The following is an 18,045-nucleotide window of genomic DNA, read 5'->3' on the forward strand; positions in this document are numbered from 1 at the left end:
ATCGGCTCAAACATGAAGAAATGAAATGACTGAGTCAGCCGAGAAGAATTTCCCCGCTTATTCGCACCTTCCCTAGAGTGTAGGCATCAAGATCTGTCACCCTGGAGCAATGGATATGCGCACCCAAATCATCGACAAAACCGTGGTCGTCTCTTCCGTAGAAGGCAACGTTCAGATCCTGCTTGCCGATGGCAGCAGTCGCCCTCTCCAGCCTGGCGAGATACTGCAGCCTGGCGCCAGACTCAATATCGCTGATGATGCCAAATTGATGCTGGCGCCCTACGATGACAAACCTGCAGAGGGCAATGGTGTCCCGGCAGGGACAGAGATGCCTCCAGAGGGGCAATCTTCCTCATCGGTTGCCAATCATCAGCAAGGCTCGCCTGAAGTGTCGCCAGAAATTGCGGCGTTGCAACAATCCATCCTGCAAGGGGTTGACCCGACCAAGAACTTCGAAGCCTCTGCTGCCGGTGGGGCACCTGCCGCCGGTGGTGGTGGCGGTATCGGCGGGGTCGCTGGGGCCAGTGGCAATGGTGGTTTTGTTGTCATAGATCGCATCGGAGATGCGACCATAGCCGAGGCCGGATTCGATACCGGCTATGACACGTTGATCGATCAGAATGTGCTGCAGGAAGACGATCTTCTGCCCGAGAATCAGCTCGATGATCAGGATGAGTCCGCTGTTACCCAGGAAGATCAGGCTATCAGTGGCAATGTGCTCGACAACAGCAACAATCCGGATGGTCCCCTTGATACGTCTGTCATTTCCTATAGCTGGGGCAGCAATCAGGGAATTGCTGCCGGCGTTGAGAGCACGCTGGATGGGATTGGTACGCTGATCATCAATGCCGACGGCTCCTATACCTTTACCCCTGCGCTGAACTACACAGGCCCTGTACCTGCGGTCAATTACACCGTAACGGATGGGGATGATACCAACGACTCCACTCTGACCATCACCATCACCCCTGTAGATGAGCCTGTCTCGCTGAATGGATTGCAGGTCGAGGGTGGTGAGCTTGTCCTTGAAGAAGCCGCATTGCCGGATGGCTCAGCCCCCGATGGCGCCGCCTTGACCAAGAGCAGTACCTTTACATTTAATGCGGCAGATGGAGTACAAAGCCTGACACTGGGAGGTGTGACGCTGATCAGCAATGGCCAGGTCTTGACCACCTTCCCCCAGGGGATCCCCAGTCCTTTGGGAAATCAACTGCTGGTGACCGGCGTCAGCTACAACCCGGTGACAGGGGTTGGCAGCGTGACCTACAGCTACACCCTGAACGATAACGAAACACATAACAAACCTGCAAATGATGGGGCTCTGACGGAGAGCTTCAATGTCGTGTTGACGGACCTCGATGGCGACACGACCAGTGCAGGGCTGGATGTCGTGGTGCTGGATGACGTGCCGACGGCGGTGAGCGACGTCAACCTGACGGTAGCGAGCGAGAACAACCTGGTCCTCAATGGCAACGTCATCACCAACGACGTGCAGGGGGCGGATGGCGCGGCGGTGACCGCGGGCACCCTGAGCGGGACCTACGGCAGCCTGGTGCTCAATGCCAACGGCACCTACACCTACACCCTCAACCCGAACGACGGTGACTTCAAGGCGCTGACCGGGGGCGGGGTGGGCAGCGAAGTGTTCACCTACACCCTGACGGATGCGGACGGAGACGTGAGCACGGCGACCCTGACCCTGACCATCAAGAACGACGATGACGGGGTGACCATCACCAACCTGACGCCCAAGGGCGAGGGCGGGGATGCGAAGGTGTACGAGGACGACCTGCTGGCGACCCGCGGCGCGAATGAGTCGGCGGGGTCGGACAGCAGCAAGGAGTCGACCACGGTGACAGGGGACTTCACCATCAGCGCGCCGGACGGGGTGAAGACCCTGAGCGTGGGTGGCATCAACATCGTGGTGAACGGGGTGGTGGCGGGCTTCCCGCTGAGCGGGGTGACCACGCCGCTGGGCAACACCCTGACCATCACCGGGTACAACCCGGCGACCGGGCTGGTGAGCTACAGCTACACCCTGAACGACAACGAGGCGCACCCGACGGCGAACGGCAACAACAGCCTGTTCGAAGACTTCGCGGTGAGCCTGGTGGACAGCGACGGGGATTCGGCCTCGAACACCCTGAGCGTGCAGATCGTGGATGACGTGCCGACGGCGAAGGATAACAGCGTTACGGTGACGGAAGCCGGGTTGCCTCCATTCAACCTCGTCTTGGTGATCGATACTTCGGGCAGCATGCTCTGGAAGATAGGCACGACCACTAATGGATCCCCGAATCGTCTGGAACTGGCCAAGAGTGCGTTGAACCACATGATTGACTCTTATGTGGCTCTGGGGGTTCCCCTGACCATCACAGTAATCGATTTTGCCAGTGGTGCTTTGCTGATCCCGCAGACGAGCGATCCCGACGTGGCCAAGGCCAGCATCTCCGGCCTGCCAACAGATGGCGGTGGTACCAACTACAATGCGCCTCTTGTATTAGCACAGAACCAATTGACAGCCGATCTAGCCAATCCGGCATTGGCTGGTTACGAAACCAAGGTCTACTTCCTGTCGGATGGTGCACCCAATGAGGGCAACGTTCCGGCAGGCTGGACAAGCTTTGTGAACAACAACAACGTGGAGGTCTATGCCGTTGGCCTCAACGTCAGTGGCAACGCATCGGCCATTTCGCAACTGGCCCTGGTGGAGGATAACGGTGACACCGTGACTCTGGTCGATAATATCAATGACCTGGATGCCACCTTGCAAGCCACAGTGCCGCCACCGGCAACCGGCAACGTGATCACCGACGTAGATGGCAGTGCTGGTGTGGATGTTGCGGGTGCCGATGGCCCCGTGACCGTAGTGCAGATCAGCTTTACTGTCACCAATCCGGCTGTTTATGCCGGGGTGGCCGACAGCATCAACGGCAATGTCGTGACCTTCCTGGTGCAAGGCGGCACAACGGGTCCCATCCCGACGCCGGCAGGGGGCCGACTGACCGTGAATGCGGACGGTTCCTACTCCTACTCACCCCCCAATGATGTGGCGGCTCATACCCAGGAGGTCTTCACCTACACCATCGTGGATTCGGACGGCGATACCTCCAGCGCCCAGCTGAAAATCCTGGTACTGGATACGTCCCCCATCGTCGCCTCCGTGTTTGAAGACGGCCTGCCCACAGGCTTGCCAGGCAACAATCCTCTGCTGACGACGGTCAGTGGGTCTCTGGCGCAAATGGTGGCGGATAGCGTGGGGGTTAGCTTTGGCATGGGGTCGACGGCAGGGCTGCCTGCACTGACCTCGGGGGGCGTGGCGATCACCTATAGCATCACTCATGGTGCCGGGGTCGATACGCTGGTTGCCATGGCTGGTAGCAAACCCATCTTCACCCTGCAGGTGGAGAGTGATGGGGATTACACCTTCACCCTGCAAGGCTCCATTGATCATCCCCAGGGAGATGGAAACGATCTGGAGCTGAAGGCCCTCAACCTGTCCAGCGTGATCAGCGCACATGAAGGCGTGGACAATGTCGCATTGATCCGCAACTTCATCGTCCAGGTGGAAGATGATGTGCCCTTCGTGATGACGCCCGCCATGGGGGTCATGTTGAACCAATCGGGCGTGACCGGCACCTTCTTGCTGGATGGTGATGGTACCTTGTCAAACAACTATGGTGCGGATGGTGGGAGCATCCGCTTTGACAGTGCACTTAATGGCAGCAACAGCGGACTGACGTCCGGTGGCTTGCCCATTACTTATTCATTATCCTCAAACGGAACAGTGCTCACGGCTGCCACGGCTGCAGGGACTGTCTTCATCGCGACCTTGCAGCCTGCCTCTGCCACTTACCAAGTCCAGATGATAGGAGAGGTTGATGGTGGTCAGACCACGATAGACTTTAATGGTGGTGGCTATAACTTCGTCGGTGGCAACGGTCCTTGGGCTGGATTCACCGCTGTGGCTAATGACAGCAAGGATCTGCTGTTGACGGCGATGACGGGTGGGGTGGACGGCGGTACCGTTAATACCACAGCCAATACCGGGGGGATCAGTGGTGGAGCATCTATCGGCCTCGGTGAGGCTATGCGGATCGACTTTGTTGTCGATCTTACAGGTTCTCCTGGGAGTAGTGGGTCTTATGGCGACCCAGCCACACATGCCTTTGAGGCACACTACGACGTCAATGGTGCCTCGGCTCTGTTTACCGCAATCGGCAGTAGTGGATCCAGCGTGAAGATCGTTGCCCGTCAGGATGTAGACAATGACAACGATATAGGCGATGGAAACAAGGAGTCGTTGACAGCGGTGGCCATCAGCTTCAACGGCTCGACTAAGGTTGTCAGCATAGCTGCAGGCATGTCGCAGATTGTCTCCGTGGGAGGGCGAAACTTTACGGTGAACTTCAGTGATGATGATCCCGGTGCTGGTGTGGCCTATGTCGCAACCGTGGTGGGGGTGGTGAGCAATACCAAGTTGGCTGCCTACACGGCGGATGGGCATAACAGCCTAGAATTCCACTACGCTGCGGGCAGTGACTTCAAGATAGGGGACTTTGGTTCCAGCGTTGCCACTCCTGGGATCCCGGTCAGTCTGCAACTGCCAGTCACACTGATTGACGGGGACGGCGATGCAGTCCACAGCAATATCGGACTAAGCCTGTTGCCGGAAGCCCCGTTCACAGCAGACTATGATGCCGCCGCCAGCGCTGTGAATGTGACCTTCAACAGCACGCAAGGGCATGCCATCGGCTCCGATTTTGGGGACAGCATAACAGGGAACAGTCTGGACAATATCTTGTCGGGTGGCGCCGGTGATGATCTGCTCTTAGGAGCTGGCGGCAAGGATACCTTGGTCGGGGGAACCGGAAACGACCAGCTGGATGGAGGCAGTGGTAACGATACCTTGCTCGGAGAGTCCGGCAACGACACTCTGACGGGTGGCCTTGGCAACGACATCCTGCTGGGGGGGGATGGCAATGACCTGCTGATTGGGGGTATCGGCAGTGATACCCTGACTGGTGGGGCTGGCAAGGATACCTTCAAATGGATGGCAGGTGATGCAGGAGGCACGGATACCATCAAAGACTTCACCACGGGGGCCAATGGAGATGTTCTGGACCTGAGTGAACTGCTCAGTGGTGAGCATGCCGATGCGAGCACACTGGATCACTATCTTACCTTTGCTCCTGGTCCGGGCAGTGGCAAGTCGACACTGACCATTGATCTGGATGGAGCGGGAAGTGGCACCACGACTCATACCATCCTCTTTGACAACGTGGATCTGACGGCTGGCAAATCCAATCTGCAGATCATTCAGGATCTGCTGGATCAGGGCAACCTCAAGGTCGATCCGTAAGCAGGGTATGGGGGCCGGGTGTGCCCGGCCCCTGTTATTTGATGGAGTGGGCAGATAAGATAGCTGCAGTATCAGGAGAGGGTCACCATGCAGTCATTCAACTGGGTCGACATCGACGGCATTCGCTATAGCTGGAACGGGCAGGACAATATCGTCTGCACCGGCCGCTTTGGCTATCAGGCCACGATGACGGGTGACACGCTCAACGGTCTGGAGCTGGAGAGCGAAGATGGTGAGGTGGCGGGGTTGCTGAATGTGGACTTTGCCGCTTCTCGTATCAGCTTCACGCCGGCAGAGGATGCGCCCCTGCCCCATATGATGGTGCTGGTCGGCCATGAGTGGGGGCAGCAGGAGTATTCGTTGCAGAGCCTGAGCGATACCTCCTTGCAGGGGCTGCTCAGCCACGGCGAGGAGCTTGACTGGGGTGCGCTGGCCGTCGTGACGACGTCCGAGCCGAATCTGCCATCACAAGGTCATGTTCTGTCGTGGGATTCGTTCCACTTTGAGGATGAATCGCTGTTTGGCAGCCAGGCGCCTGCTCCCGTGATGACAAGCCATGGCAATTCAGGAGGAGGGGAGATCAGCATCAATATCGACATGACCAATCAGGTGCTGGACCAGATCCCGCCGACACACGATATATGAATCCCAATCGACGACATGCATAATGACCTCCATCTAAATGATGGAGGTTTTTTTATGTGGCGTCCCCTTCTTACCCTGTCCGTGCTGGTTGTCAGTGCTCCGTTGCTTGCCATCGAGGTTCCTCAGGCCCCCCATCTGGTCGTCAGTGGCTATGCGGAGCAGAAGGCTGAACCAGACATGCTGACGCTCAATGTCGCCGTCACGGCACTGGAGAAGCAGGGCATCAAGGCCAAACAGCAGGTAGATACCAAGGTAGCAGCCTTCTTTGGCCAGCTGGAGAGCCTCGGCATCAAGCGCAGCGACGTGGAGGCTGGCAATCTGGTGATCTCCCCCGAGTACCAGTACCCCCAGAACAAGCAACCCGAAATGGTGGGTTACCGTGCCCAGCGTCAGCTGGCGGTCAAACTCTACCAGCTCGACAAGTTGAGCCAGCTGATGGACACCGCCCTCAAGGCGGGTCTGGAGTCCGTGACCCAGATAGAGTACGGCCTGAAGTCACCACAGGTCATCAAGGAGCAGGCCCGGCTTGGTGCTGTTGCTGATGCCACGAGCAAGGCGGAATCCCTGGCCAAGGCTTTCGGCATGAAGCTTGGCAAGGTGTATAGCGTTGAATACCGCAACAGTTCCCCCATGCCGGTCTATACCCGTGCCATGAAGGCTGCGGCAGCCCCTGCCGCCGACATGATGGAAAACAGCTATCAACAGCAGCAGATCAGCATCACTGACAATGTAGAAGCCGTCTTCCTGCTGGAATAACACAGCCCCTTTGTCCATCACTCAAACCCGAGGCAACCCCTCGGGTTTGTCATTGCAGGGGCTGGCAGGACAAGTGAGCCGCGAATTGGGTCAGGTGAAACGGGAATGGAATAAAAAATGCCGGTCAGTGACCGCAATGCTGTTCAGATAAGCACATTTTTGACTAATTATTCATAAATGCGACTTGAGTTGGGGGAGCAAGGCTGTTTCCAGTCGATGTTCCTTCAGCCTTTATCCAGCGTGGCTTGCAATAGAAAGAGGGAGGCATCATGCCTCCCTCATTTTTTAGCCCTGATACTACGTGGACTGGAACTCAAATTCTCTTAAGTGAACAGCATTGCGGTCAGTGACCGGCATTTTTGCTGGAGAGGGATGATGCCTAGCCCAGGTTGGTAGCCAGCTTGCGTTGGCTCTTCTGTTTGAGCAGATAGCCGATACCGAGTACCAGGACCCAGGCCGGGATCAGCTCGACCGAGATGCGGGTGCCGTCGTTCATGTACATGATCACCAGGATGGCGGCCATGAAGGCGAGGCAGAGGTAGTTTCCAAACGGGCTCCACAGTGCCTTGAACTTGGTGGTGACACCTTCTGCGGCCTTCACCTTGCGGAACTTGAGGTGCGCCAGGCTGATCATGGCCCAGTTGATGACCAGGGCGGAGACCACCAGGGACATCAGCAGACCAAAGGCCTTGCCCGGGATCAGGTAGTTGATGAGCACACACAGCAGGGTGGCCGCGGCCGAGATGGTGATGGCGGTCAGGGGCACGCCGCTCTTGTTGGTCTTGAGCAGGGCCTTGGGGCCGTTGCCCTGCTTGGCCAGGCCAAACAGCATGCGGCTGTTGCAGTAGACGCAGCTGTTGTACACCGACAGCGCGGCGGTCAGCACCACCAGGTTAAGTACATTGGCTACCAGGTTGCTGTCGAGCGCATGGAAGATCATCACGAACGGGCTGCCGCCTTCCACTACCTTGCCCCAGGGATAGAGGGAGAGCAGTACGGTGAGGGCGCCGATGTAGAAGATGAGGATGCGGTAGATCACCTGGTTGGTGGCCTTGGGGATGCTCTTCTCGGGATTGTCCGCTTCCGCTGCCGTGATGCCGACCAGCTCCAGACCGCCGAAGGAGAACATGATGAAGGCCATTGCCATCACCAGCCCGCCGACGCCGTTGGGGAAGAAGCCACCCTGGGCCCAGAGGTTGCTGACCGTGGCCTCGGGGCCGCCGCTGCCGGAGAACAGCATCCAGCCGCCGAATCCGATCATGCCGAGAATGGCGATCACCTTGATGATGGCGAACCAGAACTCCATCTCGCCGAACGCCTTGACGTTGGAGAGGTTGATGGCGTTGATCAGCACGAAGAAGAAAGCCGCCGACATCCAGGTCGGGATCTCGGGCCACCAGTACTGGACATAGATACCGACTGCCGTCAGCTCGGCCATGCTCACCAGCACATAGAGCACCCAGTAGTTCCAGCCGGAGGCGAAGCCGGCGAAGTCACCCCAGTACTTGTAGGCAAAATGGCTGAATGAGCCGGCAACCGGCTCTTCCACCACCATCTCGCCCAGCTGGCGCATGATGAGGAAGGCGATGAAGCCGCCGATGGCATAGCCCAGCAGCACCGCAGGGCCCGCCATCTTGATGGTGTCGGCAATGCCGAGGAACAGGCCTGTACCGATGGCACCGCCCAGTGCGATAAGCTGGATATGGCGGTTTTTCAGACCGCGCTTGAGCTCGTCGCCGTGTTGTTGAAGATCCATGCATCCTTCCTTACGTCGCTGAAATCACTCGGCTCGCGTCCCGTCAGCCACAGCACGTCCTCTGCCTGGCGCGGCATCTTGTGCCGAAAACGTGACGAAACCCGTATTTATATCGTTACGGTTTGCCGCTGGCTGTTTTTTGTAGCGGCTACCAACCCGAGCAGAATAGTGATAATCGACCATTCATGCACCTGTTTTCCTCATCATTGGCTGCTATTTTGTGCGACATGCAGGTTTTTCATGACCTAGAAAGGGGGTTTGAGAGTGGTTGCTGGTTTTGTGTTCTGATGGATTTCTATCTATTGACTCAGTCCGGTTTTCATGTTCTTGTTGCCCTTTGATAAAAAGGGACTCATATGATGGAGCGTATTGTGGGTGGCCTGGTGATGGTCGTGCTCTGGCTCGGGATCTGGCTATCCCCCATGTTGCTGACGATGGCGATGAGCAGCCTTGTTGTCTGGGGCTGGTTGGGAGCGGATTACCTGGTGAACCACATCGCCATGGTGCTCATCCTTGCTGCCGGGATGGGGCTGGTGCCAGCTTGCTGGCTGAGCGAGCGAGTCCGCAAGGGCAGGGGACTCATTAATTTTCACGGCATGTTGATGAACAACAAGGAACTCAACAAGCCCTGAGCCTGATTGCCCCGCGAGTGATGGGATGCCAGCGATGATGCTGGCATTATTTTTTCATCCTGTTCTTCTGTTTCGTTATCTTGCCACTCCTCTGTCTCATGGTGCGTTGTGCTGTCGCAGCCTTGCAGGTTAGCAGAGCTGGCGGCGAAGGCCGGTCGCTTCCAGGATCTTGGCGCTGATCTCCTCGACCGAGTGGGAGCTGGTATCGAGGAAGCGGATCGCCTCCTGGCGGAACAGCCTCTCGACGCTGGCCAGCTCCTGTTTGCATTGATCAAGCGAGGAGTAGCGGCTGTTGGCGCGGCGCTGGTTGCGGATCTCGTGCAGCCGCTGCGGCATGATGGTGAGGCCGAACAATTTGTGGCGATTGGCCTTGAGGGCGGCGGGCAGCTCCAGCGATCCCATGTCCTGCTCGATAAAGGGATAGTTGGCGGCGCGAATGCCAAATTGCAGTGCCAGATAGAGGCTGGTCGGTGTCTTGCCGCAACGGGAGACCCCGATGAGGATGATGTCTGCCTCGTCATACTCCCTGGTGGTGATGCCATCGTCGTTGGCCAGCGCAAAGTTGACCGCTTCGATGCGATCGTCGTACAGCTTGCGGTTTTCCATGCCATGGGTGCGATGCAACCTGGGTTCGGCCTTGATACCGAGCTCCTGTTCGAGAGGGCTCACGAAGGTGTTGAGAAAATCGTGGCTGCTGGCCTGGGCCTTGAGCACCTCTTCACGCACCATGGGGTCGACGATGGTGTGAAACAGGATGGGGCGCACCCCGGTCTGGCGAAACTGCTCGTCAATGCGTGCCCGTACCTGGCGCGCTTTTTCCTGGGTCTCGACAAAGGGGATGGTGACCTGTTCGAAGGCCAGGGGAAACTGGCTCAACACGGCGTGGCCGAAGACTTCGGCGGTGATGGCGGTGCCGTCGGATACATAGAATACGGTGTGCACTGCGGACTCCTGTGGTGCGCTCCAGGGGGCGGCGAGAAATAAGTATCTCTCGAAACCATATCGTTTTTGTCAACAGATCTGCCATGCCCAAGTTGTGAACTCGCTTGCAAACCTGAGTCGTTACCTTTTTGTGTCGCTATTGTAGAATGCCTGTGTCAAACGACCATCCCCAACTCTTGCTCGGGGATTTTTTTGACAATAAATAGAAAACGTTTTCATGGTCGTTGGCAACAGACACTAACAAAAACACACGACTTGGCACAGCAGGTGAATTGTCACCCTGGCCCCCCAACCTGGAGACATGCAAATGCAACAGTACGTACTCTGGTACGAACAGCTCGGTATGCAGGACGTTGAACGCGTCGGCGGCAAGAATGCATCCCTTGGCGAGATGATCAGCAACCTCTCGGGGGTCGGCGTGTCCGTGCCGGGCGGGTTTGCGACCACGGCCTTTGCGTTTAACGAGTTTCTGGAGTTAAGCGGCCTCAACGGCAAGATCCATGACCTGCTCGACAGTCTGGATGTGGATGACATCGCCGCCCTCAACCGGGCCGGTCAGCAGATCCGCGACTGGGTGGTGGAAGCGCCCTTCCAGCCCGCTCTGGAGCAGGCGGTGCGCGAGGCCTATGACAAGCTGAGCGCGGGGCTCGAGGCATCCTTTGCCGTGCGCTCCTCCGCCACTGCGGAAGACATGCCGGATGCGTCGTTTGCCGGTCAGCAGGAGACCTTCCTCAACGTGCGCGGTATCGATGCCGTCATGACTGCCATCAAGCATGTGTTTGCCTCGCTGTTCAACGATCGCGCCATCTCCTACCGGGTCCATCAGGGCTATGACCACAAGGGGGTCGCTCTCTCCGCCGGGGTGCAGCGCATGGTGCGCTCGGATCTCGCTGCCTCAGGCGTCATGTTTACCCTGGACACCGAATCCGGCTTCAACGACGTGGTCTTCATCACCGGCGCCCAGGGTTTGGGCGAGATGGTGGTGCAGGGGGCCGTCAACCCGGACGAGTTCTATGTGCACAAGCCGACCCTCAAGGCCGGGCGCCCTGCCGTGGTGCGCAAGACGCTGGGCTCCAAGCTCATCAAGATGACCTACTCCGGGGATGCCGGTCATGGCCGTCAGGTGAAGGTGGTCGACACCACCGATGCCGAGCGCAACCGCTTCTGCATCACGGACGAGGAAGTGATGGCCCTGGCAAAGCAGGCCCTCATCATCGAGCAGCACTACGGCCGCCCGATGGACATCGAGTGGGCCAAGGATGGTCAGGATGGCAAGCTCTACATCGTTCAGGCCCGTCCGGAAACCGTGCGTAGCCGCCAGGAAGCCAATACCCTCGAGCGCTTTGCCCTCAAGCAAACCGGCAAGGTGCTGATCGAGGGGCGCGCCATCGGCCACAAGATTGGCGCGGGTCCGGCCCGTGTCATCTCCTCCATCAGCCAGATGGATGAAGTGCAGCCCGGCGATGTGCTGGTCACCGACATGACCGATCCGGATTGGGAGCCCATCATGAAGCGCGCTTCCGCCATCGTCACCAACCGGGGTGGACGCACCTGTCACGCCGCCATCATCGCCCGGGAGCTTGGCATTCCGGCAGTGGTGGGTTGCGGCAACGCCACCGACCACATCCAGGATGGTCAGCTCATCACCGTCTCCTGTGCGGAAGGGGATACCGGCTTCATCTATGACGGCGAGCTCGACTTTGACGTGGCGGTGACCGAGGTGGGCAACATGCCGCGCCTGCCCATCAAGATCATGATGAACGTCGGCAATCCGGACCGCGCCTTCGATTTTGCCCAGTTGCCGAATGCCGGTGTGGGCCTGGCCCGCCTCGAGTTCATCATCAACCGCATGATCGGGGTCCACCCCAAGGCGCTGCTGGAGTTCGATCAGCAGACCCCGGAACTCCAGGCCACCATCACCAGGATGATCGCGGGCTACGAGAGCCCCAGGGAGTTCTACGTAGCCAAGCTGACGGAAGGGATCGCTACCCTAGCGGCCGCCTTCTGGCCTGAGCGGGTCATCGTGCGGATGTCGGACTTCAAGTCCAATGAGTACGCCAACCTGGTGGGGGGCCGTGGTTACGAACCCCATGAAGAGAACCCCATGATCGGTTTCCGTGGTGCGTCGCGCTACATCGCCGACAGCTTCCGCCCCTGCTTCGCCCTCGAGTGCGAGGCGATGAAACGGGTGCGGGATGTCATGGGGTTGACCAACGTCGAGGTGATGATCCCCTTCGTGCGTACCCTGGGTGAGGCGGAGCAGGTGGTGGAGATACTGGCTGAGAACGGCTTGCGCCGTGGCGAGCGCGGCCTGAAAGTCATCATGATGTGCGAGCTGCCCTCCAATGCGCTGCTGGCGGACAAATTCCTTGAGCACTTCGACGGCTTCTCCATCGGCTCCAATGACATGACCCAGTTGACCCTGGGGCTGGATCGGGACTCCGGGCTCATCGCCCACCTGTTCGACGAGCGCAACGAGGCGGTCAAGGCACTGCTGGCCATGGCCATCGCCGCCGCCCGCAAGGCGGGCAAGTACGTGGGGATCTGCGGCCAGGGGCCGTCCGATCACCCGGACTTCGCCGCCTGGCTGGTCGAGCAGGGGATCGATTCCGTGTCGCTCAACCCCGATACCGTGGTCGACACCTGGCTCTATCTGGCCGAGCAGCACAAGGCCGGCTAAACCCGTCCCCGCTTTTTGATGACACGGCGCCGCAATGGCGCCGTTTTTGTCTGCGCCCCCCTTTTTCTGTTACAAGGGGAAAGAGCAAGGTGCTCCGCACCCATCACAGGACGATCCCATGACCTCATTGCAGTGGCAATCCGCCACCCTGGCCCTGCGTGGCCACCACACCCTGGTTATTCCCGAACTCTGTCTCACCCCGCAGGCCTGCTGGGCCTTCGTCGGCAGCAACGGCAGCGGCAAGACGGCGCTGGCGTCGGCCCTGTGCGGCGAGCTGGTCGTGCGTGCCGGAGCGGTATCGGGTCGAGTCCGGGCCGAGCGACTCTCGTTCGAGTCGCAGCAACAGCTGGGGGAGCTGGACTGGCAGCGGCGCAATACCGACATGCTGGGGGAAGAGGAGGAGGCGGGGTATCGGGTATCGACCCTGATGCTGGAGGCAGGGGGTGAGGAGCATGAGGCCCGCGCGCTGCTGGCCCGTTTTGGCATTGAATCCCTGTGGGAGCGCCCCTATCGCTACCTCTCGAGCGGGGAGGGGCGCAAGCTGCTGCTGGCCCGGGCCCTGCTGGGGCGACCCGAACTGCTGGTGTTGGACGAACCCTTCGATGGTCTGGATCAGGGGGCCAGGGCTTCTTTGATGATGTTGCTGGCCGACCTGGTGTCAGAGGGGCTGCGCCTGGTGGTGATCGTCAACCGTTTTGACGAGATCCCCCCCTTTGCCACTCACCTCGGCCTGCTCGGCGAGTGTCGTCTGCTGCTGGCGGGGGAGCGCGAGGAGGTGCTCGGCAGCCAGGAGGTTGCCCAGCTGGCACGCGCCGAAACGGTATCCCCCCGTTTGCCGCCACCGCTGACGACCCCCGAGCCCCTGCCTCCCGGCCCTCGGGTCGTCATGAAAGCCATGCGTATCGCATACGGGGATCAGGTGATCATCGATGGGCTCGACTGGACCATTGACGAGGGGGAGCACTGGCAACTGGTGGGACCGAATGGCGCTGGCAAGTCGACCCTGCTCTCCCTCATCACCGGAGATCACCCGCAAGGTTACAACAATGAGCTCCATCTGTTCGGACGGCGGCGGGGCAGCGGCGAGAGCATCTGGGAGATCAAGCGCCACATCGGGCTCGTGAGCCCGGCGCTGCATCTGGACTATCGTGTCAGCTGCCCGGTGCAGACAGTGATCCTCTCCGGTTTCTACGACTCCATCGGGCTTTATACCCGGCCGGGGGATCGTCAGCTGGCGCTGGCCAACCAGTGGCTGGCCCTGCTGGGGCTGGCCGATCAGGGGGCGCAGCCTTTCCACTCTCTCTCTTTCGGTCAGCAGCGACTGGTGCTGATCGCCCGTGCCCTGGTCAAGCATCCGCCGCTGCTCATCCTGGACGAACCCCTGCAGGGACTGGATCCCCTCAACCGTCACCTGGTGCGGGAGATGGTAGCGCGCCTCGTGGGCGAGGGAACCCAGCTATTGTTCGTTTCCCATCATGCCGATGATGCGCCCCCCGGTCTGACCCACAGGCTGAGCTTCGTGCCAAGGGAGGGGGAAGGATACGACTATCTGCAGGAGCGTCTGGGGAGCTGAGCCGTCCGGGCGGCATGGTCAGAGAGGGGCCGGTTCGGCGAGGAGCGGCGGCATCCCAGCAGCGTCCACCACAGCCTGAAGAAGAGCATGATCCCCAGCCAGAGCCAGGCCAGATAGTGACGGGTGGCGGCCATCCCCGTCACCGTCACCATGAGTGCCGCCCCGAAGGCGATGAGGGCGAACAGAAAGGGCGCCATATTGTCCATCATGGCGGTCATTTCACCAGGGAGAGGATCTGGCGAAATGCCGGATGGCGGCAGTCCCCCATCAGCTCATAGAGGCACATCTCCACCGACGTCAGCGCAGCTCCCCTGGCCGCAAGCTGGCCGATGGCGAGATCCCGGTTGGCAGCGGAGCGAGACGACACCGCATCCACCACCAGCGAGACCCGGGTGCCGCTGGCCAGAAGTCCCAACACGCTCTGGTAGACGCAGATATGGGTCTCGATGCCACATACCAGCCAATGCTCTACCCCGCTTTCGGCCAGCGCGGTCGCCACAGTGGGCTCCCCCAGGGCGCCGAAGCTGTATTTGGGCAGCACAAGATCGCCTGCCTGCAGCGATTGCAATTCGGGCACGGTGGCACCGAGCTTGTCCGGGTTCTGCTCCAGCCAGACAACCGGCAGCCCCAGCACCCTGGCCCCTTGCACCAGCCTGGCGGTATTGGCAATCAGGGCGTCGCTCTCCTCGACCAGGCGGGCCAGCTTGCCCTGAATATCGACCACCAGCAGGCCTGGGTGATGGTGTTTGTGCATTTTTTGTCTCCTTTCTCCGTTGCGGATGAGATACAGCGCCATCCTGGGAGCCATTCTCGCGTACATCTTGATACAAATTGTGAGCTGACCGACGGCGTGGCGGGCACTAGGATGCGCGTCATGGAGCCCGTTTTCTCAGTTTTGGTGTGCATGACAAGGGGCGACGCATCAACCCGCTACTGCGTAGTTGGACGATTTTCCATTAACGATGAGAAGTACCATGAAGAAGATAATCCTGTTCGTCTCCCTGGCTGGCCTTTTGGCCGGTTGCGCCAGCCCGGCACAACGCATGGCGGAATGCCAGGCGCAAGGGATCAGCAAGGACGCCTGCTACCAGGCCGAGCAAAACCGCCAGGCGTCCATCATGAACGCCGCCGAGAAGCAGGCCTTGGAGAACGCCAGCAAGGCGGTCAAATAATCTAACCCGACTCATTACGTGTACTTCTCAGGCCCTGGATTCACCGAATGCAGGGCCTTTTGCTGGGTGGCACAGTGCTGCGATGTGTTTGCGGCGTGTGAGGACTCAATGTAGGTCATCGCCTCGATGTTGCTGCCATCGGGATCGCCCAGGAAGGCGGCGTAGTAATTGGGGGCATAGTGGGGACGCAGTCCCGGCAACCCATTGCAGGCAAAGCCTGCCTTGATCCCCGCGTGATGGAACGCATCCACCTGTGTCGCGTCGTCGGCCCTGAATGCGAGATGGCAGGAGGCGCCCTGCTGCCCCCGCTCAATCAGGAAGCCCACGTGATCGCGGCCCATCAGGCCAAAACCGGCCGCCGTCTCATCAGACTATTTGAGTTCTATCAAAAGAGGAGCCAGCACGGTGGCGTAGAAGTGCTGACAGGAGTCAAAACGCACCACCTTGATTTCAACATGATCGAACACGGTGACTCCTTGTGTTGCCTGGGTGTAGAGCAGCCCATCAGGCCCTCATGGGAACCGTTGAAATGGGTATCGAATGACCACAATAAGCCAGTTTGACGCCAGGCAGGGAGAGGGCAAGGCGCATAACTGCGTGCTCTGTCAAAGATTATTCATCCAGTTGCGGGATGCGCTTTGCTTCGTGCTGGCCAAGCTTGCCCGGTTTTGTTGCTTGGCGAAGGCTACGAGCTCTGTTATGGTGTGTTAAGTTGGCCGTTTGGATGGCTAGATGGTTGTGCGTTGACTGCATGTTCGCGCCCCCGACCGCTCACCGTTTTGATGATCATGTTGACAGGGAGTTTTTTATGCAACGTCGTTCCTTCTTCACCCTTTCCGCCCTGGCGCTGCTCGCCAGCAGCCTGCCTCTGTCCGCCTTTGCCATCGATGAGGCGAAGAAAGAGATCGTCATCGGCACCACGGTTGGCGACTTTGCCGACATGGTCACCGACGCCATCAAGCCGCAGCTCGAAGCCAAGGGCTACAAGGTCAAACTGGTGGAGTTCACCGATTACGTGACCCCCAACATCGCCCTGGCGGACGGGTCGCTTGACGTCAACTGCTTCCAGCACAAGCCCTATCTGGAGAGCTTCGCCAAAGACCGGGGTCTCTCTCTGGCGCCCATCACCCAGGTGCCGACCGGTCCCATGGGGCTCTACGCCGGCAAGCTGGGGGATCTGAAGGCGGTGAAAGAGGGAAGCACGGTCGCCATCCCGAACGATCCCACCAACCAGGCGCGGGCACTGCTGATGTTGCAGGATCTGGGCTGGCTGAGCCTCAAGGAGGGGATCAATCCCCTCAAGGCGAGCGAGTTCGACGTGGTGAAGAACCCCCACAACCTCAAGCTGGTGCTGCTGGAGGCGGCGCAGCTGCCGCGCTCCCGTGAGGATGTGGATTTCTCCGTCATCAACGGCAACTTTGCCGCCTCAAGCGGGATCCCGTTCAGCTCCGGCCTCTTCCTCGAGCGCAGCTATGACTTCATCAACTGGGTGGTGGTAAAGAGCGCCGATGCGGGCAAGCCGTTCGCCAAGGATGTGGCGGCCGCCTACAACTCCCCTGAATTCAAGGCTTATGCCGCCAAGCGCTTCGTCGGCTACAAGTATCCCGAGGGCTGGCAGCAGAAGGGGTGAGTGGCGTACAAGCGATAAAAACGGGCACCCAGGTGCCCGTTTTTTATTGGACGTCAGTAGTGGCGCAACCACCAGCGGGCGGCCAGGAGGGCGGTGAGGCTGCCAAGCAGGGCGCTTGCCAGCACATCCAGGGGCCAGTGCATGCCGATAAGGGTGCGCGAGAGGCCAATCCCGATGGCCCAGAGTGGCAGCAGCCAGGCCCCGGCGGGTGCCCGGGCCAGCCAGATCAGGCCGAAGAACTGGGCGAGGCTCATGGCGGCGATGCTGTGACCGGAGGGAAAGGCATAGTTGACCTCTGCCTGCCAGTGCTGGCCGAGCCAGGCGGGCAGCGCCAACAACTGGGTCGCGGCGTGGACCTGTTCACTGCGAAGGGCCTGGCTTCCTCCATAGAACTGGCGGATGGCGGGGATCAGCTCCTGGCTCTCCAGCCAGATGAGGTAGGGCCTGGGCTCCTCGGTCAGCAGCTTGATGAGGCTCTTGATGACCCAGTCGCTCGCCAGCACGGCAAAGAGGGCGCCAGCCAGCGCCAGCAGGGCGCGACCGTCCAGCGTCAGCTTGTGTCTTGTGAGCAGCAGCAGGGCGGCGATGGTGATGACCAGCCCCGGCAAGTCCACCATGCGGGTGAGGGCGTAGGGCCACCATAGCCAGCCCGATTGCAGGGCCTGGGTCATGAACGGCTGCCAGGGCAGGCAGACGAGCAGCAGCAGGGGGAGGAGCAGGAGGGCATTGAAATGAAGCACCTTGCGGCGTGGCAACGAAGAGGAGTGAGTCGGCATCAAGGGGTCCGGTTCGGTGGCGCGAGCGGCTAAAAAGAGGCGTCATTGTGCCAGTCAGGTTGCTCTGGTCAAGGCGAAGGGGGCGAGGGCAACAGGCTGTTACATATGATGCTGCCGGGCA

General features: G+C 59.7%; 14 protein-coding genes. 8 read left to right on the forward strand and 6 right to left on the reverse strand.

Translation table 11 applies throughout. The annotated features are described in order from the left end of the window. The first annotated feature begins 115 nt into the window (after positions 1 to 115). From OKC30_RS04195 to OKC30_RS04205, 3 genes are all read left to right on the forward strand, one after another. The gene (locus OKC30_RS04195; RefSeq protein ID WP_270809563.1) at positions 116 to 5,362 is read left to right on the forward strand and encodes a retention module-containing protein; all 5,247 of its coding nucleotides are present in this window, start codon (positions 116 to 118) and stop codon (positions 5,360 to 5,362) included. A gap of 87 nt (positions 5,363 to 5,449) precedes the next feature. After that, a complete protein-coding gene (locus OKC30_RS04200; RefSeq protein ID WP_010675157.1) occupies positions 5,450 to 6,007 on the forward strand; it encodes a hypothetical protein in 558 nt (185 codons plus the stop codon). A gap of 54 nt (positions 6,008 to 6,061) precedes the next feature. Next, a complete protein-coding gene (locus OKC30_RS04205) occupies positions 6,062 to 6,763 on the forward strand; it encodes an SIMPL domain-containing protein (RefSeq protein ID WP_160837078.1) in 702 nt (233 codons plus the stop codon). 379 nt (positions 6,764 to 7,142) lie between these two features. Here OKC30_RS04205 and OKC30_RS04210 read toward each other — a convergent pair whose 3' ends face one another. Continuing rightward, positions 7,143 to 8,519, reverse strand: coding sequence for an amino acid permease (locus OKC30_RS04210; RefSeq protein ID WP_160837080.1), 1,377 nt, complete (start codon positions 8,517 to 8,519; stop codon positions 7,143 to 7,145). Positions 8,520 to 8,875: 356 nt separating this feature from the next. Here OKC30_RS04210 and OKC30_RS04215 point away from each other — a divergent pair, with 356 nt between their 5' ends. Then, positions 8,876 to 9,151: a hypothetical protein gene (locus tag OKC30_RS04215; RefSeq protein WP_081000923.1), complete on the forward strand. Its 276-nt coding sequence runs from the start codon at positions 8,876 to 8,878 to the stop codon at positions 9,149 to 9,151. Positions 9,152 to 9,280: 129 nt separating this feature from the next. On the opposite strand, the gene ppsR is transcribed toward OKC30_RS04215, so the two are convergent. Next, positions 9,281 to 10,093 carry a posphoenolpyruvate synthetase regulatory kinase/phosphorylase PpsR gene (gene ppsR / locus OKC30_RS04220; RefSeq protein ID WP_010675153.1) on the reverse strand — a complete coding sequence of 271 codons (813 nt, stop codon included), beginning with the start codon at positions 10,091 to 10,093 and terminating at the stop codon, positions 9,281 to 9,283. A gap of 307 nt (positions 10,094 to 10,400) precedes the next feature. Here ppsR and ppsA point away from each other — a divergent pair, with 307 nt between their 5' ends. Both ppsA and modF read left to right on the forward strand, forming a co-directional pair. Further along, on the forward strand, positions 10,401 to 12,773 hold the full coding sequence (gene ppsA / locus OKC30_RS04225; RefSeq protein WP_039041363.1) for a phosphoenolpyruvate synthase: 2,373 nt from the start codon (positions 10,401 to 10,403) through the stop codon (positions 12,771 to 12,773). A gap of 118 nt (positions 12,774 to 12,891) precedes the next feature. After that, on the forward strand, positions 12,892 to 14,346 hold the full coding sequence (modF, locus tag OKC30_RS04230) for a molybdate ABC transporter ATP-binding protein ModF (RefSeq protein WP_160837082.1): 1,455 nt from the start codon (positions 12,892 to 12,894) through the stop codon (positions 14,344 to 14,346). Here the strand turns inward: modF and OKC30_RS04235 are convergent. After that, complete coding sequence (locus OKC30_RS04235; RefSeq protein WP_202395051.1) at positions 14,319 to 14,555, reverse strand: hypothetical protein; 237 nt, start codon at positions 14,553 to 14,555, stop codon at positions 14,319 to 14,321. The genes modF and OKC30_RS04235 overlap by 28 nt on opposite strands. Before the next feature lie 5 nt (positions 14,556 to 14,560). Continuing rightward, positions 14,561 to 15,100 (reverse strand): hydrolase, encoded by a 540-nt coding sequence (locus OKC30_RS04240; protein WP_160837084.1) that lies wholly within the window; start codon positions 15,098 to 15,100, stop codon positions 14,561 to 14,563. 220 nt (positions 15,101 to 15,320) lie between these two features. Between OKC30_RS04240 and OKC30_RS04245 the strand changes: the two genes are divergently transcribed. Continuing rightward, positions 15,321 to 15,518: a hypothetical protein gene (locus OKC30_RS04245; protein ID WP_010675148.1), complete on the forward strand. Its 198-nt coding sequence runs from the start codon at positions 15,321 to 15,323 to the stop codon at positions 15,516 to 15,518. A gap of 14 nt (positions 15,519 to 15,532) precedes the next feature. Here the strand turns inward: OKC30_RS04245 and OKC30_RS04250 are convergent, their stop codons facing one another. After that, positions 15,533 to 15,859, reverse strand: coding sequence for a VOC family protein (locus tag OKC30_RS04250; protein ID WP_270809564.1), 327 nt, complete (start codon positions 15,857 to 15,859; stop codon positions 15,533 to 15,535). 467 nt (positions 15,860 to 16,326) lie between these two features. Here OKC30_RS04250 and OKC30_RS04255 point away from each other — a divergent pair, with 467 nt between their 5' ends. Then, positions 16,327 to 17,148: a MetQ/NlpA family ABC transporter substrate-binding protein gene (locus tag OKC30_RS04255; RefSeq protein WP_010675145.1), complete on the forward strand. Its 822-nt coding sequence runs from the start codon at positions 16,327 to 16,329 to the stop codon at positions 17,146 to 17,148. 53 nt (positions 17,149 to 17,201) lie between these two features. Here the strand turns inward: OKC30_RS04255 and OKC30_RS04260 are convergent, their stop codons facing one another. Beyond that, positions 17,202 to 17,924 (reverse strand): phosphatase PAP2 family protein, encoded by a 723-nt coding sequence (locus OKC30_RS04260; protein WP_160837086.1) that lies wholly within the window; start codon positions 17,922 to 17,924, stop codon positions 17,202 to 17,204. Between the last annotated feature and the right edge of the window lie 121 nt (positions 17,925 to 18,045).

The organism is Aeromonas sp. QDB18, from assembly GCF_027705325.1.
Taxonomy (GTDB): Bacteria; Pseudomonadota; Gammaproteobacteria; order Enterobacterales; family Aeromonadaceae; genus Aeromonas; species Aeromonas caviae.

Coding starts and splice junctions, on each gene's coding strand:
- OKC30_RS04200 (WP_010675157.1), top strand. CDS start 5,450: ATGCAGTCATTCAACTGGGTCGACATCGACGGCATTCGCTATAGCTGG.
- OKC30_RS04210 (WP_160837080.1), bottom strand. CDS start 8,519: ATGGATCTTCAACAACACGGCGACGAGCTCAAGCGCGGTCTGAAAAAC.
- OKC30_RS04215 (WP_081000923.1), top strand. CDS start 8,876: ATGATGGAGCGTATTGTGGGTGGCCTGGTGATGGTCGTGCTCTGGCTC.
- OKC30_RS04205 (WP_160837078.1), top strand. CDS start 6,062: ATGTGGCGTCCCCTTCTTACCCTGTCCGTGCTGGTTGTCAGTGCTCCG.
- OKC30_RS04240 (WP_160837084.1), bottom strand. CDS start 15,100: ATGCACAAACACCATCACCCAGGCCTGCTGGTGGTCGATATTCAGGGC.
- OKC30_RS04260 (WP_160837086.1), bottom strand. CDS start 17,924: ATGCCGACTCACTCCTCTTCGTTGCCACGCCGCAAGGTGCTTCATTTC.
- OKC30_RS04195 (WP_270809563.1), top strand. CDS start 116: ATGCGCACCCAAATCATCGACAAAACCGTGGTCGTCTCTTCCGTAGAA.
- ppsA (WP_039041363.1), top strand. CDS start 10,401: ATGCAACAGTACGTACTCTGGTACGAACAGCTCGGTATGCAGGACGTT.
- modF (WP_160837082.1), top strand. CDS start 12,892: ATGACCTCATTGCAGTGGCAATCCGCCACCCTGGCCCTGCGTGGCCAC.
- OKC30_RS04235 (WP_202395051.1), bottom strand. CDS start 14,555: ATGATGGACAATATGGCGCCCTTTCTGTTCGCCCTCATCGCCTTCGGG.
- OKC30_RS04245 (WP_010675148.1), top strand. CDS start 15,321: ATGAAGAAGATAATCCTGTTCGTCTCCCTGGCTGGCCTTTTGGCCGGT.
- OKC30_RS04250 (WP_270809564.1), bottom strand. CDS start 15,859: ATGGGCCGCGATCACGTGGGCTTCCTGATTGAGCGGGGGCAGCAGGGC.
- OKC30_RS04255 (WP_010675145.1), top strand. CDS start 16,327: ATGCAACGTCGTTCCTTCTTCACCCTTTCCGCCCTGGCGCTGCTCGCC.